General features: G+C 51.5%; 16 protein-coding genes and 1 tRNA gene. 12 read left to right on the top strand and 5 right to left on the bottom strand.

From position 1 onward, the window contains the following. Positions 1 to 7: 7 nt before the first annotated feature. From FHL07_RS22370 to FHL07_RS22420, 11 genes are all read left to right on the top strand, one after another. Positions 8 to 667: a YjbF family lipoprotein gene (locus FHL07_RS22370; protein WP_095026900.1), complete on the top strand. Its 660-nt coding sequence runs from the start codon at positions 8 to 10 to the stop codon at positions 665 to 667. Next, a complete protein-coding gene (locus tag FHL07_RS22375; RefSeq protein WP_095026901.1) occupies positions 664 to 1,431 on the top strand; it encodes a capsule biosynthesis GfcC family protein in 768 nt (255 codons plus the stop codon). The genes FHL07_RS22370 and FHL07_RS22375 overlap by 4 nt, the downstream gene beginning before the upstream one ends. Continuing rightward, on the top strand, positions 1,428 to 3,509 hold the full coding sequence (locus FHL07_RS22380; RefSeq protein ID WP_095026902.1) for a YjbH domain-containing protein: 2,082 nt from the start codon (positions 1,428 to 1,430) through the stop codon (positions 3,507 to 3,509). The genes FHL07_RS22375 and FHL07_RS22380 overlap by 4 nt, the downstream gene beginning before the upstream one ends. A gap of 56 nt (positions 3,510 to 3,565) precedes the next feature. Next, on the top strand, positions 3,566 to 3,880 hold the full coding sequence (locus FHL07_RS22385) for a VanZ family protein (protein WP_373557891.1): 315 nt from the start codon (positions 3,566 to 3,568) through the stop codon (positions 3,878 to 3,880). A gap of 202 nt (positions 3,881 to 4,082) precedes the next feature. Further along, positions 4,083 to 4,787, top strand: a complete 705-nt coding sequence (locus tag FHL07_RS22390; RefSeq protein WP_095000578.1) for a helix-turn-helix domain-containing protein — start codon at positions 4,083 to 4,085, stop codon at positions 4,785 to 4,787. 86 nt (positions 4,788 to 4,873) lie between these two features. Beyond that, the gene (locus FHL07_RS23875) at positions 4,874 to 5,515 is read left to right on the top strand and encodes a winged helix-turn-helix domain-containing protein (protein ID WP_238705575.1); all 642 of its coding nucleotides are present in this window, start codon (positions 4,874 to 4,876) and stop codon (positions 5,513 to 5,515) included. A 353-nt stretch (positions 5,516 to 5,868) separates the two neighbouring features. Further along, positions 5,869 to 7,185 (top strand): undecaprenyl-phosphate glucose phosphotransferase, encoded by a 1,317-nt coding sequence (locus tag FHL07_RS22400; RefSeq protein ID WP_238705576.1) that lies wholly within the window; start codon positions 5,869 to 5,871, stop codon positions 7,183 to 7,185. A gap of 348 nt (positions 7,186 to 7,533) precedes the next feature. Continuing rightward, a complete protein-coding gene (locus FHL07_RS22405; RefSeq protein WP_095026906.1) occupies positions 7,534 to 8,124 on the top strand; it encodes a hypothetical protein in 591 nt (196 codons plus the stop codon). A gap of 101 nt (positions 8,125 to 8,225) precedes the next feature. After that, positions 8,226 to 9,836, top strand: coding sequence for a DarT ssDNA thymidine ADP-ribosyltransferase family protein (locus tag FHL07_RS22410; protein ID WP_095026907.1), 1,611 nt, complete (start codon positions 8,226 to 8,228; stop codon positions 9,834 to 9,836). Next, positions 9,836 to 10,537, top strand: coding sequence for a DarT1-associated NADAR antitoxin family protein (locus FHL07_RS22415; protein WP_095025674.1), 702 nt, complete (start codon positions 9,836 to 9,838; stop codon positions 10,535 to 10,537). Before FHL07_RS22410 ends, FHL07_RS22415 begins: the two co-directional genes overlap by 1 nt. A 789-nt stretch (positions 10,538 to 11,326) precedes the next feature. Then, a complete protein-coding gene (locus tag FHL07_RS22420) occupies positions 11,327 to 12,115 on the top strand; it encodes a nucleotidyltransferase domain-containing protein (RefSeq protein ID WP_095026908.1) in 789 nt (262 codons plus the stop codon). A gap of 39 nt (positions 12,116 to 12,154) precedes the next feature. On the opposite strand, the gene FHL07_RS22425 is transcribed toward FHL07_RS22420, so the two are convergent. Then, positions 12,155 to 12,655 (bottom strand): AAA family ATPase, encoded by a 501-nt coding sequence (locus FHL07_RS22425; RefSeq protein ID WP_095025676.1) that lies wholly within the window; start codon positions 12,653 to 12,655, stop codon positions 12,155 to 12,157. 72 nt (positions 12,656 to 12,727) lie between these two features. Further along, positions 12,728 to 13,282 (bottom strand): nucleotidyltransferase family protein, encoded by a 555-nt coding sequence (locus FHL07_RS22430; protein WP_095026909.1) that lies wholly within the window; start codon positions 13,280 to 13,282, stop codon positions 12,728 to 12,730. 166 nt (positions 13,283 to 13,448) lie between these two features. Here FHL07_RS22430 and FHL07_RS22435 point away from each other — a divergent pair, with 166 nt between their 5' ends. Continuing rightward, a complete protein-coding gene (locus FHL07_RS22435) occupies positions 13,449 to 13,724 on the top strand; it encodes an integrase (protein WP_138738927.1) in 276 nt (91 codons plus the stop codon). A gap of 109 nt (positions 13,725 to 13,833) precedes the next feature. Here FHL07_RS22435 and FHL07_RS22440 read toward each other — a convergent pair whose 3' ends face one another. From FHL07_RS22440 to FHL07_RS22450, 3 genes are all read right to left on the bottom strand, one after another. After that, the gene (locus FHL07_RS22440) at positions 13,834 to 15,129 is read right to left on the bottom strand and encodes an anti-phage deoxyguanosine triphosphatase (RefSeq protein ID WP_138738928.1); all 1,296 of its coding nucleotides are present in this window, start codon (positions 15,127 to 15,129) and stop codon (positions 13,834 to 13,836) included. A 407-nt stretch (positions 15,130 to 15,536) separates the two neighbouring features. After that, a tRNA-Cys gene (locus FHL07_RS22445) sits at positions 15,537 to 15,610 on the bottom strand. A gap of 194 nt (positions 15,611 to 15,804) precedes the next feature. Next, positions 15,805 to 16,368 carry a helix-turn-helix domain-containing protein gene (locus tag FHL07_RS22450; RefSeq protein WP_095021036.1) on the bottom strand — a complete coding sequence of 188 codons (564 nt, stop codon included), beginning with the start codon at positions 16,366 to 16,368 and terminating at the stop codon, positions 15,805 to 15,807. Positions 16,369 to 16,434 lie beyond the last annotated feature (66 nt).

The following is a 16,434-nucleotide window of genomic DNA, read 5'->3' on the forward strand; positions in this document are numbered from 1 at the left end:
AGCCGTTTTGAAAACTCTTCGTAACCGCTCATGCCTGGTGGCGTGCCTGTTGCTGTGTGGCTGCAGCCCGCTGATGCAAGGCTCTCTCGATACCTTCAAGGCCGCTGTGCAGAGCGTGGAGCCGCTGCAGTTGACAGCGGCCGACGTCGCGGCCGTACCTTATGCGCAAATCCTGGTGACCACACCTTCCAGTGAAGGGGTGATGGCCATGCTTCGCCAGCAGGGTGACCTGCAGTACTGGGTCGCCTCGGGCAAGCAAGTATTGCTGATGCGTAACGGCCTGGTGGTTCGTACCACCGGGCTGGAGCCAAGCCTGGACGGTACCCGTTTCGACGGGCAGTCACCATTCAAGCGTGGTTTGCAGCATGTGGCAGACGGTGAGCGCAGCGCGCGCTGGATCGATATCTATCAGGGCCAACAGGTCGGCCTGGCGGTAAATAGCCGCTTTATGCGCAAAGGCCTGGAAACCGTGAGCATTCTCGACAAGCCTTATGTGCTGCAGCGTATCGACGAAAAATTTGAAATTCCGGCCCTGGGCTTTAGCGGCACCAACCATTTTTGGGTGCGACCCGAAGACGGGGTGATCCTGCAAAGCGTGCAATATGTTACGCCAGGGCTTGAGCTGCGCATTGTCCATCTGCGCCCTGACTGGGAGGCTACCCAGTGATCTCTTTGAAAAAACTGGCCCTGTGCGTGCTGCTTAGCCATACCGCGATCAGTCAGGCCGCCGTGTCTGTTAGCGGTGATGCGCTCAAGCCGCTCAGCGTGGCATTCAAGCCAGGCATGCGTTTGCTGGATGTGATCAGCCAGGCCCAACCCAATCCGGAAAGCTACTGGCTGGCAGCCGCATGGCTGCATCAACCAGAAGTTGAAAAACAGGTACGGCTCAAGGCTGGCGTGCTGTTCGACCTGAAAATGCTGCAACGCGGCGCCTTGCTCAACAACAACGACGACCTCGCGGCTGTGGCGGCGCGCCTGCACCAGGACATCAGCCAATTGCCGGTTACTGGCCGCAAAGTGGTCAGCCTTGACCCGGTCGCGCTGGAAGTAGGCTTTGCCCACAACTATCTGCTCAGTGATGGCGACAAGGTAACTTATCCGACGCGCACCAATAGTGTGTCCGTGGTAGGTGCAGTTGAACATGACTGCACCCTGCCCTATCAGCCCCTGCTGGAAGTACGTGACTACCTCGACAGCTGCCCGCGACTGAAAGAGGCGGAAGCGGATTTCCTGTGGTTAATTCACCCTGATGGCACCTACAAGCGTGTTGCGATTGCTGCTTGGAACCGCGAGGACGGCGTGTATGCGGTCGCTGGCAGCAGGATTCTGGTGCCCGTGCGCAACGACAACGCCGATTTGCCTACACCCGATTTGAACGAGCAGTTGGCGCAGTTCCTCGCCACCCAACCGCTGGCTGAGGTTGCACCTTGAAGTTACGTTTTGTTGTTGTCGCCTTGTTACCTTATAGCCTGGCCCATGCGGAACCGCGCTATACCCAGAATGATTTTGGTGGTGTGGGCTTGATGCAAACACCGACTGCGCGTATGGCGCCTGCTGGTGAATTGAGCTTTAACGCTAACCGCACCTCGCCGAACTCACGTTACAGCCTATCGCTACAGCCTCTTGACTGGCTCGAAGGCACATTTCGCTATACATCCATCAGCAACCGTAGCTACGGGCCCGAAGGATTAAGTGGCGACCAAAGCAACAAGGATAAGGCTGTTGACGTCAAAGCCCGGCTTTGGCAAGAAAGCCATTGGCTACCGGAAGTAGCTCTTGGCTTTCGAGATGTAGGTGGCACAGGCTTGTTCTCCAGCGAATATTTCGTAGCAAATAAACGTTACAAAAACCTGGACTTCAGCGTAGGCATTGCCTGGGGTTATCTAGGTAACCGCGGAGATTTTCGTAATCCTTTGAGTTACTACGATGATAGCTATAACGATCGACGTAGCAACGCCTCTGCGGGCGACGTGAACACAGGCATGTATTTTCGTGGCCCCCCATCCATATTTGGCGGCATAGCCTACCAAACCCCTTGGGAGCCTTTGAGTCTTAAAATTGAACTTGAAGGTAACGATTACAAACATGAGCCCCAAGAGAACAACCAGACTCAAGACTCACCTATCAACATAGGTGCCGTCTACAAGCTGAATGACTCCGTCGATTTAAGTGTGGGCTGGGAACGCGGTAACACCGCCCTGTTCGGTATTACACTGCATACCAACTTTATCAGCCGCAAGGCTCCGGTCAAAAGCTTCGATCCGCCAGCACAACCGCTTCCAGCACGGGCTCCTGTGGCTCCACTTGAAGAGGTTGACTGGACTGCAGTTTCACAACAGCTCGAAAAAAACGCTGGCTATAAAGTTGAGCGTATCGCTCAACGCGACTCCGAACTTATGGTGTATGGCGAGCAATCCAAGTACTTCTACGCTGCCAAGGGCGCAGGCCGTGCAAGCCGAGTTCTGGACAATACCGCCAACGATCAGATCCAGTGGTTCACTCTGGTCAACAAACGTTATGACATGCCCGTGGAAGAAATTAGCGTCCCGCGCTCGACTTTCCGCGACGTGATCAACAATGAGCAGGACTTGGTCAACCTGCACCGCACTACCGAAGTGAATCGCCCAGTACCGCATATTGAAAATACCCTATACCAAAACAAACCTGACCCCTTTACATACGGTTTTGGCCTGGGCTACCAGCAAAACATTGGTGGGCCTGATGGGTTCTTGCTGTACCAGATTAGCGCCTATGCCGAAGGGCAATACCGCTTTAGTCCTGGCACTTGGGCCAGTGGCGGTATCAGCGCCAACCTTCTGAATAACTATGATAAGTTCAAATACGATTCCGCGAGCAATCTACCTCGAGTACGAACTGACTTGCGGCAATATGCAACCACTTCCGATATAACCATGCCTGCCCTGCAACTTAACAAGGCAAAACGCTTGGACCAGGATCTGTATGGCATGGTCTATGGCGGTTATCTGGAATCGATGTATGCGGGTATCGGTGGCGAACTCTTGTATCGCCCCATGGGTGAACGCTGGTCAATCGGTGCTGATCTGAACTATGTCCGACAACGGGAATTTGACCAAGGCTTTGGCCTGCGTGATTACCGGACAGTAACCGGCCATGTGACCACTTACACAAAACTGCCGTTCGATCTGGACGCCGCGGTCAGCGTAGGTCGTTATTTGGCCCGTGACTGGGGTACCACCATTGATATCTCCCGCGAATTTACCAATGGCGTGAAGTTCGGCGGCTGGGTAACACGTACCACGGCATCCAAGGAAGAATACGGCGAAGGTAGCTTCGACAAGGGCATCTATATCTCGATTCCGTTCGACGAAATGATGAGCGTGTCGACCATGAGCCGCGCCAATATCGCCTGGGCCCCGCTGACTCGAGACGGTGGCGCCATGCTGCATCGCCAGTACTCGCTGCACACCATGACCGATGGCCGCAATCGTGATGCCTTCTATGAAAACTTCGAGAAGATCACCGAGTGAAGCCGCTGATTCAGCGCCTGGTTGATCTCCCATTTTGGCTGCGTGCACTGCTGTTTATGGCCGTGTGCGTAGGCCTACTGTTTACAGGCTTGCGCAGCCAGCCGATTCCAGAGCTTTTTGCCCAGGAAGACAAGCTGCATCACTTTATTGGTTTTTTCGCCCTGTCATTCAGTTGCCGCCTTGCGTTTTTGCCTGTCAAGCTGCACTGGATCGCCATCGGCTGCGTACTGGTCGGGGTGTTGATTGAATATGCCCAGGCCCTTATTCCATTGCGCACGGCGTCGTTTTACGACGCACTTGCCAATACTGCCGGGGTGGCACTGGGCCTGCTTGTGGCTTGGCGCTTCTCGCGTCCCGTAAACTCACATTGAATAATATGTAAATTCATGCTATTGCCAATCATTTATACTGCCAACAACGCTATTTATCTCGATAAATCGACCTTCGATATGCACAAACTTGAAAATTGCCAGTAGAAATAACACTAAATGCAGCAAATGTTATAAAATGTCTGATTCGATATTGTCTTGTATGGCAAAATCCCACAGCCTCTAAGTACTTGGGTTAGGTGATATGCTTGCTGCAGGATGCACTACCGATATTCAGGCCCCCAAAGCGCTTAATTTTGTCTATAGCCAAGCGCTGGTCGATGATATAAATCAGCTTGTCACTGCTGAAGTGAGGCATCTCGACGCCTGCGACACGCTGGGGAATATGGCTTGCGATTTTAGTACCACAGAAGCCGCTTTTATTGAGGTGAATGCTCCTGAAGCTGTTAATGACAGCCTGGAGTTGCTTAAGCATATCCGTACAATCAATGAGGCCGCCTGTATTTATATACTGGTAACCCACAACAAATCCTTCAACAGCACCCATTATTATCTAGCTGGCGCGGATCACTGTATAAAGTTGCCGATTGATCCACTGGAAAAGCAGGCATTACTTTCACGCACTTTAGCGGAGTCACACTGGGCCACAACTACCCACCTGACCCTTGACCGCACTCGGCTTTTATTATGCAGCGCCAGTCAAAAAATTGATATTTCATACACTGAAATGATCATTATCGACGCACTGTTACAGGCACCGCAGCATGCACTGAGCCAGGACAGCATTGCTAAAACCCTGGACCCCAATATTGTATTTTATGACCCGCGAGCATTGGAAAAAACCATTAGCCGCTTGAGAACCAAGATAAAAAAATACTACCACCTGGAATTGATCTTTAGTGTACGCGCATTCGGCTATCGACTGCGTCGGGGCACTATTCAGGAATAAAACAATTACTTCATGAACTGCGCTGCAGCGCGCTGTAGTTCGCCAACTGGCACCCGCCTGACACCGACGAATGGAGACGTTGAAGCATGAAGGTAACACTCAGATACTCAGCTTACATACCCTCAGCCAATAACAACTGGATTGCATATAGCTTACCCAGCGCAGCCCTTAAACAAAACCCTGCTAGCCAACAGACCGGCGAACGCAGCAGTTCGCAGTGGCGTACGCTGCAATTGGATAGCTGGGCAAATGCACAGCGTGACATGGCGCCTGCTAACAATCATGTATCTAACGCAGCCAGCTTGATAACGGCAACAAAGCCTCACTTGCTGAACATCCACCCCTGCTCTCTGGGCCTGACTGTTATTCCTACTTTGAAAACTCCCCTGACCTCTCCAGCCCTTGCGCCTACCGCACGCTATTCCAACAGCCCTGATACCTGGTTGTTTTGCTCAACGGCACATCGCCTGTGCAATAACAACACCTGCATACAGCTTACTGCTATAGAGTCGCTGCTGATCAAGACTCTGGCCAAAAGAGATGAGCGTATTTGCAGCAAACAGGAACTTATTATCGGCATCAATAAAGATACATACAGCTACAGTGGCCTGGAAATGTGCCTCAGCCGACTCCAGAGCAAGTTTAAAGGCGTTTTTGGCGAGCGCCTGTTTCGCTCGGTACGCAACCGCGGTTATTGCCTGGTACAAGATGTGCAAATGGCCGAATAACTGGCATAAAGCAATCATGCAACTTACCGATACAGGCAATTAGCTATTATATCGACATCACTGCAAGTCGTATTTTATCGTTCTATTAAAAATAACATCCGCTCAATGCCTTGTTATAAAACGTCGAACCCTTGTTACTGAGAACCTTTATTATCAACGTTTCGTGTGGCCGATAGCTTTACAGATATAGCGCCACTCAACGCCTGCACATGGAAGAGTGCTGTGATTTATTCACGTCAGTTACTCCCCTATAGTCAAGTCATTATCACAAGGCTGCTACCTTGATTCATACACGTCTAGATCGTAAAACCGTGGCCAGAGGGCTGACTTTTTGGGGCCAGTGGTCTGTCGCCATGGCCTTTGTCATCGCCTTGTTGGTAGCACTGGTCTATACCAAATTTGGCAGCGTCGATTTCCATTACCGCATCCTCGCCGTTCTGACCTTGCTGGTATCAGTGCCCGCCTATTCTGCCACCCATGTTTACTACAAAAGGCACTCCCTTTTTAACGGCTGTGTGCGCCTGTTTCTTGGATGGATGTTGACCCTGGCGTGTCTGTGCACCATCGGTTTCGTAACGAAATCCGGCGAGTTATTTTCCCGGGGAACCCTGCTCAGCTGGGCCGCCTTGGGCTTTCTGATTCAAGTGCCGCCGTATTTGATCCTGCATCGACTGTCCAGGTTTTATCACCAGCGCAATAACCATCATTACAACAGCCTTATTATTGGTTCTGATGGTGTGGCCCTGAAACTGGCTGACAGTTTTATTGAACAAAACCATTTTCCGTTGGTCGGGGTGGTCAGCGCTTCTCCCTTTGAAGACGCGACCAATTCCCCACTTATCGTGGGTGAACTGAGCCAGTTACGCTCACTGATTACCGAACATAATATCCGCCGGCTTTATATTTCGCTGTCCCTGCAAGAAGCCCAGCGTATTGAAGCACTGTATATCGACCTGCTTGATTTGAATGTCGACGTTGTCTGGGTACCTGACCTGGACAGCATGATGTTGCTTAACCATTCGGTCAGTGAAATTGGCGGCCGCCCTGCTATCCATTTGAATGAAAGCCCGCTTACCAGCTATCCAACCGCAGCCTTGAGCAAGGCATTGATGGAGCGCTCGCTGTCACTGGCGGCCATTATCTGCCTAAGCCCGGTGCTTGCAGGGATTGCCATTGCCGTGAAGTTATCCTCCCCTGGCCCGATCCTGTTTAAACAGCATCGCCATGGCTGGAATGGCAAGGTGATCAAGGTGTGGAAATTTCGCTCCATGCAAGTTCATGATGACAAACACGTCAAGCAAGCCAGCCGCAACGATTCACGTGTAACAGCCGTTGGCCGCTTTATCCGCCGTACCTCGCTGGACGAACTGCCTCAACTGTTCAATGTGTTACATGGCGATATGGCATTAGTGGGACCTCGCCCTCATGCCGTTGCCCATAACGACTATTACACAGGCAAGATCCACGCTTATATGGCCCGTCACCGTATCAAGCCCGGCATTACCGGCCTGGCGCAAATCAGTGGCTGCCGTGGTGAAACCGATACCATTGAAAAGATGCAGAAGCGAGTAGAAATTGACCTCGACTACATCAACAACTGGTCATTGTGGCTCGATATCAAAATCATGATCAAGACCCCGCTGACTTTGATCTCGAAAGATATTTACTGACAGTAGAGCGCCCTACCTCTGTGGGAGCGAGCCTACCCGCGATGTTCTTTAAAACTTCGCGAGCAGGCTCGCTCCCACCCACTTAATAGCTTCACTCCCCCCGTACCTCCCGCCCCTTACTCCCTCCGTGACTCTTCCTTCAAATTCGCACTCAACACCCCCTCCGCAATAGCAACTTCAATACTCTTATCCATCTTTAGTTGACAGCCATTAAATTGGCGCCAATTAATTCTCTAATCAACCCACTCTAACCACTCAACAAAACAACCTCATCGTCTCGACAGAAAACATGCATGGCGATATGATATCAACCCGTTAAGCAAGCCCCACCCAAACAGGATGTTTTGTGTGCCGAAGTTCTTTTATACGGACTGCGTAGTAACCGATCTTAAACAAATAGACTTTCACCGTGACGAGTTCACTGCCCGTATCAATGGGCGCACGGCCAAACGCCTGGCCATGACCCATGACCTTTATCACCACCTGATGGGCGCTGACCGCAGTGGCAAAAGCCGGGTCTGGTTTTACGCCCCCGGGTTCAATAAAGCGCTGGTTATCGCCGCTGTACGGCCTGCCGGCCAAGAGCACAACGTGCTGCGCAATCGCGCAATCAGCAGCCCTTACAAAATGATGTTCAGAACCTTGCTTGCCGGCGTGCTGGCCTGGTTCGCCACCTGGGCCTTGCTGGCGGTGCCTGTACTGTCCTGGTATGGCGCCAATGCGCAAAAGGGTGTGCCCTTGTTGGAAACACTCAGCCTGCAGATCGGGGCGGGAGTTGTGTTCCTTAGCTTCAGCTATTGGCTATGGGTTCGGCTAAAGATGCACCGGCTCCAGCGCTGGCCATCAGGGGATTTAACGCCTTATACCCAGGCAACTGTTCCAATACCCGACGCCGCCCTGCAGGTCACAGCAAAAGCTGCAGAAGAGCTTGTCGATTAACCCCTGGCACTTTTTAACGCTCGCTGTTTTGCCGTCAGGCGGCCCCTTCCTGCTACCCCGGGTGCCGAGGGCAGCCCTTACCCAGCTGTCAGGTGCAATGGATGGCCATTCTTTATTTTCAGATCTTGATTATTTTTACTCTTTACCTCGCGCGCCGCCTGGGTAAAAAGTCATTGGTTATTGTCTGTTGTGCATGGTCCATATTCAGCCTTTCGAACGGGTTTCTGCCCGGCGTGATTCTGCTCCAACTGTTTACCCTGTGGGCAGGCTGTTATTGGTTTCTGAAGCGCAAAACAAACCACGCCGCAGAGGCACCTGCAACAACGCCTGCCGAAAAGAGGCCTGCAATATCCGGCCCTACGCCGACCCCGCCGCTGCTTTTGGTGCCTGTAGCCTCAACGCCTCTTGAGAGTCCACCCACGGACGGCGGTTTTCTTCGCTCTCTCGACACCCTAAACAATGCACTCTCATCCTTCAACGACTCGGTCTGTTTGAGCCTTGAGGTTCAAAAGGCAACCGCCTCGCTCGCAGCCGTCTTGTTTACCGAGAAGCTTTGCACCGAAAAAGCGCTGGAGCGCGCGCAAGCGGCTTTAAAGCTGGCTGCCTGGCGCCAGGAGCATGGCGAGAAAGCCTGGGTGTATTATCTGCAAGCGCAGGCCATATACACCAAAGCGCTCGACTCCAGTGCCAACGCAGCTGTAGCCGCGCCACTGCCCGAGTGGAGGCACATCGATTTTTCCAGCGCCAGGGAGGGTGATACCCCGCTGGCGATTGCCATAGAGGCCAAAAAACGCCAGCTGCAAGGGGAACGCGACAGGTTTTTCAGCGATATTGCTCAGCAAGTCTGGGCTGATCTCCCTCTTCGCATTGCCATGGCTGATGAGCTGAGCAAGGTGGGCGGCCACGAGACCTGGGCGTGCATTTCCCGCCAGGCTGAATTCACCCACAAACCCCTTGCGCGCCTTATGTTCGGAGCCGTATTGGGCAAGGTCCAGACATCAACGGCGGATCGCCCGACACCCGTGTTACAGGGCCGTGAATCAAACGGCTTTTTGCCAGGGTTCCTGCTAAAACAAGCGCTCCAGACTCGCGCGCGGGTGCTGGAACTCCCCTATCTGGTTCATTTCACTCGCGTCGAAAACCTGCCTTCGATCATGCAGCATGGCCTGTGTTCCATCACTACCCTTAATGACAAACAGATCGACTTCAGGTTTAACGATCATCTGCGCCTTGAAGGTCAGCCCCATGCCATTTGCCTGTCTATCGGCCATCCCAATGACAAAATGTTCGCCAGTTACCGCTGGAAAAGCCCTGAACAAGGCTGGGCCGTTCTTGTGATTGATCGCTGCGCCTTATGGTCACTGGATACGGCATTCTGCAATCACAACGCAGCAGATCACCGAATTCGCCAACGCCCCCTCGGCGACCTTAAAACCCTGGCGGCCTTCGACAGCCTTTTTATGCCGCTGAGTACCCTGCCCTCTCGAGAGGACAGCAGATTGCTGCCCTACGACCCTACGGATGTACAAGCCGAGGTTTTAATCTTCGACACGTTATTACCCGAGCTTATCAACGGTGTGGTTTTCAGTGACCCGCACAACCTGCAAACGTATAAAGACTGCATTGCGGGCAAGCCTGCGCACTTGCACACTGAGAGCCACGGCTTTCTCGGCGCAAGAACTTATGCGCGCAAAACCGGATGGACTTATTGATGGCCAGCAGACCCGTTTTTATCCCTGACCTTGATGGGCAAGCGCTGGTGCGTACACAGACCCTGGACTTTCGATGGTTTGCAGGTCTGAGCCTGTCCCAGAAGCAGAAATCCGTCACCGCACTGCATCAGGCAGCCCATGCAATACCTGGTATAAATAAGGTGCTGGAGGTGTCCACTAAATCCACAGAACCTCTGGGCGCCGCCCTCAGTGCTTTCAATCTGTGCTTTGCTCACTCGGTGCTCGGTCACTCGTTGAGTGTCGAATGCGCTTTCCAGGGCAGCAAGGTATTCGTTCAGGGTGGGCCTTTCACCGATATCTATGCAATGTCCTCCCGCGAGGCAAAGCGAGATGAACGGCTGCGTGTTTCTGGCAGGCTGACAGGCTTTGATTTCGCCAACGTGCAATGGCCTCTGGAACCGCAAACAGCGTTTTATGACTGGCTGTATATCAGCGCGCTGAAACACCGGGCGGACCTGGCGGATCAGCTATCCGAATATTCTGCGTTCACCGACATTGAGTTCAGCCCGCAAAAATCCATCAATTGCCAGGCTTACTCGGTTGCACTTTTCGTTTCCCTGCAGCAGAGAAACCACCTCGAACAGGCCACCGAGTCGCCAGGAGCTTTTCTCCGCTATTTAGGATCCAGGCCTGTGATCAGCGCGCACCAGGACGACCTGTCGCAGGGGCGGCTTTTCTGAGTGTGCCCAGGCACAGGCTTGGCCTGCGCCATTGAGATCGACAAGCCATGGCTGGACAAAGAGCACCTCTGTCAAAATCGGCTGCTGCAGCTCGGTATCGACGAATGCCCATAATCCGCAGCCAGCGCTCAAAGATTGCCGACCAACCCTTCGGGTTTTAGTCCGTTATGTCAGGGTGACACGCTTTTGCCCCAAGGCCGGCGGGTCGAAGAAACGGCAAGCAGACGCAATCTTGTCAGAGGTGGTGTGACGCTCGAAAAAGTGAGGTACGAGCGCTCCACCTCCCGCTTAACACCTAGCCTTCAACAACTTGCATCTCCAACAATTACCACGCTGACTTCATCGAGCTGACCACAAGCCGCATGATTTAGGCCATTCCCCAGGTTGCGCAAGCGATCCCAAAAGTTGCGGAAACGATCCTCATATCGCAGGCATAAAAAAACCCCGTAGACCAAGGTCTACGGGGCTTTCGAATGTGGAGGCCGAAGCCGGAATCGAACCGGCGTGGGCGGATTTGCATTCCACGGTAAATATTGTTTATTTTCATATAGTTACGATCGTTACGGAACCACACTTGAGTTTGTATCGACAGGCTGAAATAACTAATTTTGAGCCATCCGGATTTTGGATGCGGAACCGTTTTAGAGCGTCCATGTAGTACTTTTTTTCGATTCTCAATATGAAACATACATTAACGAAGTAACTAACCAGCCTGGAACGCCCCCCCCTAGACAGTCTGATTTCTGCGCAGTAGCGTCTAAGTCAAATATCACTTAATTGGGTCAGGTAATGGTTTCTGCAGCAGTTAGGGAGGAAGTCCGACAGCGCCTTCGCCGTGCGGAGGAAGAGCATGAGGTAAAAGTGCTTTTGGCCGTTGAGTCAGGAAGCCGGGCCTGGGGGTTCGCGTCTCCCAATAGCGACTACGACGCACGGTTCATCTACGTCAATAAACCTGACTGGTATCTTTCTGTTGGCCTTGAAGAGCAACGTGACGTCATTGAGTACCCGATCATTGACGAGATGGATATCAATGGCTGGGATCTGCGCAAAGCCCTGAGGCTTTTCTGGAAGTCCAACCCCGGGTTTGTTGAGTGGGTGCAGTCGACAATCGTGTACGAACGCTCCGGATCATTCCACGAACGTGCTAAGGCGTTATTACCCGAGGTTTACTCGGTCGAGAGCGGTATTTACCACTACCGCAGCATGGCCAAGACCAATTACAGGGGGTACTTGCAAGGCCCACAAGTACCACTAAAAAAGTACTTCTACGTGCTTCGCCCGTTGTTATCAGTCCGCTGGCTTGAACAATTTGGCAAGCCCGCCCCTATCGAGTTTGAAAAACTGCGCGTTGTGATCGACCGGGAGCTAGCGCTCCAGCAGGCCATAGACGACTTGCTTATGCTCAAACGAGCATCACCAGAAATGGGGCTATCCCCCCAGATTGCACCGATCCAACAATTCGTTGAGCGTGAACTGCAGCGGCTCGAAAGCATCAAACCACAACGTGGAGACCGCAAAGAAGTAGAACCGTTACTTTCAGACCTGTTTCGTTCAGTGCTGAAAGACACGTGGGGATGAGCGTCAAAATACTGAACCACCCTCAACACGTGTCACCGCTCAGCCAGAAAGTTTCCCTCTGATTAACGCCACTGCCTGATCTGCCGGCATGTTTGCAGTATCCACAGTAAAAGGCACGCAGTCCCACACTTCGTATTCATGACTCAGGACAGATTGCCAAGTTGGGGGAGTCAGTCCTGGGACACCGACCTGCCTGGTTTCCACACGACGACGGTGCTCATCCTGGTCCGAGCAAATCACCTGAATATCCATTAATGGGACACCTGCCCTACTGGCAATCTCGCGCCATGCTTCCCGGCTTTCGGCAACGGGATTGACGCAATCCACTATGACCGTTTGCCCCAGCCCAAGATTGCTTAGCGCCAGTTCATTCGCGACAAAATAACCGCTGCGACCGACTTCATCTCTCAAGACTCCCGCATTACGAATTGCCTGCTCAATATTGTCGATACGCAGATAGACAGCCCCCAACTTGGCCGCCAATGCGCGAGCAATAGTTGTTTTTCCGGTGCCCGGCAGGCCGCTAAAAACAATGAGCATCAGTTTCCCCTATCGAGATAGATCAACCATCGTTTTAGTCAACGTGTACAGGCTCTGGCCCTATCCGCTGGACTAAACGATCCGCAGCCACGGCCAGCGCGACTGATAGCTTGTGGTCTTTTGATGGAACAAGTCAGGCTGGATATTTTTGGTGTTGGGCCGCAGATACCCCAGTGCGACATCATCCAACCCATAAGGCGCATACACCTCACCCGTACCAGGGTCCAGGCCAATGCAGGTACCCGCAACAAGATACCGGTCAATTCCGTCCCTGGCCGACTCAAGCTGAGGATAAGCCCTACCAAAGCGTTCACCGTACCAGAGATGGACACGAGCCTGATTCTTGATATCAACCTTTGCGCCCAGATCCTGGAAAAGCTGCTGGGTACGGAGAATAACGTCGTTCTCGGCCTCCCAGGACAGATCCGTGTCGAAGTAAAAAATGTCGTAGTCCTTTACGCCTGATTCCGGTGGCAGACTCGAGTGGTGATTCCAGACGGCCTGAAACAGACAGCCTGCTGTCAGCATGCATTGGCTCAGCCCAAGCGAAGGCAACCGCTCTGCAATCTGCGCGTTAATCGGATTGGTCATCGCTATCGTGACCAAGCGTTCAGGAGTCAATTTCACTTTTAGTCCTCAGATTTCAATACGGCACGCTGCCCCTGCTGTAGATGTCTATGGTGTAGGGGGCAGTCCAACAAAGCTGAGTATATTTATAGACAACCTGATGGAGCGCCGGATGCTGAGCGGAATTCGGAACTCCCGACTAATCACAAATTCCGGAGGGTTATGCATGAGTTCACAAATGTTGCGCAACCGCTGGGTTGAGGCTCATTTAAAAGGCGCTAAACAAGCCGTTCGTGATGACAATCATGAAGTGGCAGCGAGTATTCGACAACTCCAATTTAGGGATATTCGGCCTAAAGCCGCCAGTGAGATTGGGCTAGAATATGCTAGCCGACTGCCGGGACACCCGAAGGAGGAATCACAAGAAAAGTTTATCATCGGCTTGGGAAAATTGTTAGACCAACAGAATAACTTAAACATAGCTACGCTTTTATTTTTGTGAGGCTCTGATAAGCCTCACAAAAAACACACCCATTAGCTAAGTGTCGATTACAGGCTAATACATGTATCGTAAACCATGGCTTTAAAACCCCTTAAAACCCTCGCCCATATTATAATCTATCGAATATGGACCCTGACGACGGGGTAAATATCTTATGATACAGCCTCGTTGCATAATCATCAGTCGTGCCCGCCAAATAGTCACAAATTACGCGCATATCCGAGTTAGATTCTTTATAGAGATTTCTATATTTTAGTGGCAAGAGGCGATAGGGATTATTAGCTATCGCATCAAACAAAGCAATAATCATTTGCTGACCTTTGTACTCTAAGGTCTGAACTTCTGGTGTTTTAATCACATTTTTAAGTACGAAGCCCTGAAGCAAATTTAAACTTTCTCTTGCTTCACAATTCATCGAAGCCACAAGATCATATACGTCACTGGAGAACTCGCCAGCTTTAGATACAGTAGATGCAGTTATAAAATGATGCACCAACTCCCCAATTGCTTTCTTCCGACGTCTATTCTCCCCAGAAAACAAATTAACCGTAAGCCCATCAATTTTATCCTCTAAACTATATACACTAGGAGAGTTCTTCAGTGGCTCTACGACCTCTGACTGCCACAAGGTTATTCCAACTAGCCCAAGAGCAATGGCATCCTCAAGATCATGCACTCCATAAGCTATATCATCTGCAATTTCCATGATACTACAATCAAAAGACTTACGCTGAGTCTTCCAATGCTTCACCCCATCCTGGTTTTTCGCTGTGAATTTTTTTCGCTCATCTGAATCAAGACCTTTTAGAATCCAGTTCGCTGCTGGCAGATCAGAGTCATAAATACACTTAGGAGGCTTGTAACTATCAATATTTTTACTCCCTGCACCACTATATATTTCAGTATTCACGACAGAGCTATAAACAGCAGGGTATTTTACAATCCCCAGCATTGATCTTCTGGTCAAATTCAAACCAGACTGACCGGAGTACTCACCTAGCGTCGTGCATATTCTAAGAGTTTGAGCGTTACCTTCAAAACCACCATTGTCTTTCATTGAAAAATTTAATGCCACTTCCCCGCCATGACCAAAAGGAGGATGACCTATGTCATGAGCTAGACCTATAGCCTCAATTAAGTCTTTCTCAGGCAATGACTCTATAATACCACTATCATCCTTATATTTTTCGATCAGAAACTCCACTAACCCACTGCCCAGCTGCGCAACTTCCAGTGAGTGGGTTAGACGAGTTCGATAAAAATCACTTTCACCAAGCCCCAAAACTTGGGTTTTACCTTGAAGCCTTCGAAAAAATGCAGAGTGAATTACACGCGCACGGTCACGTGCATACTGATCCCTAGCAAAGTTATCATTACCAACATTTTCGAATCGTTCTTCCCACATAAGCCACCGGTTAATATTTGGACTAAAGTAGTATGGTAGTCTGAGTAAAATAGAGCATATCAACAACTAAACACCCACACCTAGAGGCGCAATTGATAATGGCTAATGGCCACAAATGCAACAATTAATTATGATCAATCTGCTTTTTTGCTAAAAAAACGAGCTTCACCTCGGGTGAGGTCCGCAGCTAGAACCGCAGGATGTCAACTATCTAACTCTAATTAAATGCACGCCAGATGCATAAAGTTCATATTTACCGCTCACAATTAAAAGATGCACGCAATGGTAGAAGACCGTTAGCCTCGAACCCCAAATGCGGAACAGCTGCCAAAAATGCGGAACACATCTCCCCTTTTTTCCAGGCATAAAAAAACCCCGTAGACCAAGGTCTACGGGGCTTTCGAATGTGGAGGCCGAAGCCGGAATCGAACCGGCGTGGGCGGATTTGCAATCCGCTGCATAACCATTTTGCTATTCGGCCAATTGTGCTTGATGATTCCTTGGAAACATCAAAAACAAGAGTTTGTTACTGCGACTATATCGCTACAAGCATTTGATTCTTCAGCACTTCAGGTTGTTGCCCCCGGGCTGATGGCGCGCATTATGTACTAGAAGCTGGAAGCTGGCAACCCCCTGAATTCTAATAATTTTTAGTTATTTTTCAGCCCCCCGTTTTCAAATCACGACGTTGCGTACAAAGCGCAGTAGTCCGTCGCCTTCGTTGCGGTAGGCATGGGGGCGGTTACTGGCGTACATATGGAACTCGCCCGCCGCTATATGCAGCGTCCGGTCGTCCATCACCAGGGTCAGGCAACCCTCAAATACGTAGAGCTGTTCGCTCCAGCCCTCGGCATCCGCCTGGGAGTGGTATTCCTCACCCGGCTCCAGGGTCCATTCCCACAGTTCTACTTCCCGTGTGGCGGTGGCCTTGGACAGTAGAACTGCCTTGCTGCCCACCCGCGTGCCCGTCCAGGCCACTTCGTTGATGCGGCTCGGGTCCGCGGAACCCGGGGCCTGGATCAGGTCGCTAAAGGCTACGTTCAACGCCTCCGCCACACGGTCAAGGGTGCTCAGGCTGACGTTCTTTTCGCCTGCCTCGATCGCCACCAGCATCCGCCGGCTTACCCCGGACTGTTCTGACAATGCGCTCTGGCTCAAGTGCGCAAGCAGCCTGAGACGTCGTACGTTCTGGCTGACGTGCTGGAGAACGGATGCGCGTTGTGAATTTTCTTTGGGCACTATATTGCTCACCTTGTGGGGCTGCGCAGTATACTGCCCAGCTTTGGCGCATTGTGCGTCTCCATT

This window comes from Pseudomonas sp. FSL W7-0098 (assembly GCF_005930585.1).
Taxonomy (GTDB): Bacteria; Pseudomonadota; Gammaproteobacteria; order Pseudomonadales; family Pseudomonadaceae; genus Aquipseudomonas; species Aquipseudomonas bubulae.

Bases quoted from the DNA above. Each gene is read 5' to 3' on its own strand.
- FHL07_RS22385 (WP_373557891.1), top strand. From the start codon at position 3,566: ATGGCCGTGTGCGTAGGCCTACTGTTTACAGGCTTGCGCAGCCAGCCG.
- FHL07_RS22390 (WP_095000578.1), top strand. From the start codon at position 4,083: ATGCTTGCTGCAGGATGCACTACCGATATTCAGGCCCCCAAAGCGCTT.
- FHL07_RS23875 (WP_238705575.1), top strand. From the start codon at position 4,874: ATGAAGGTAACACTCAGATACTCAGCTTACATACCCTCAGCCAATAAC.
- FHL07_RS22400 (WP_238705576.1), top strand. From the start codon at position 5,869: ATGGCCTTTGTCATCGCCTTGTTGGTAGCACTGGTCTATACCAAATTT.
- FHL07_RS22410 (WP_095026907.1), top strand. From the start codon at position 8,226: ATGGCCATTCTTTATTTTCAGATCTTGATTATTTTTACTCTTTACCTC.
- FHL07_RS22415 (WP_095025674.1), top strand. From the start codon at position 9,836: ATGGCCAGCAGACCCGTTTTTATCCCTGACCTTGATGGGCAAGCGCTG.
- FHL07_RS22420 (WP_095026908.1), top strand. From the start codon at position 11,327: ATGGTTTCTGCAGCAGTTAGGGAGGAAGTCCGACAGCGCCTTCGCCGT.
- FHL07_RS22425 (WP_095025676.1), bottom strand. From the start codon at position 12,655: ATGCTCATTGTTTTTAGCGGCCTGCCGGGCACCGGAAAAACAACTATT.
- FHL07_RS22435 (WP_138738927.1), top strand. From the start codon at position 13,449: ATGAGTTCACAAATGTTGCGCAACCGCTGGGTTGAGGCTCATTTAAAA.
- FHL07_RS22440 (WP_138738928.1), bottom strand. From the start codon at position 15,129: ATGTGGGAAGAACGATTCGAAAATGTTGGTAATGATAACTTTGCTAGG.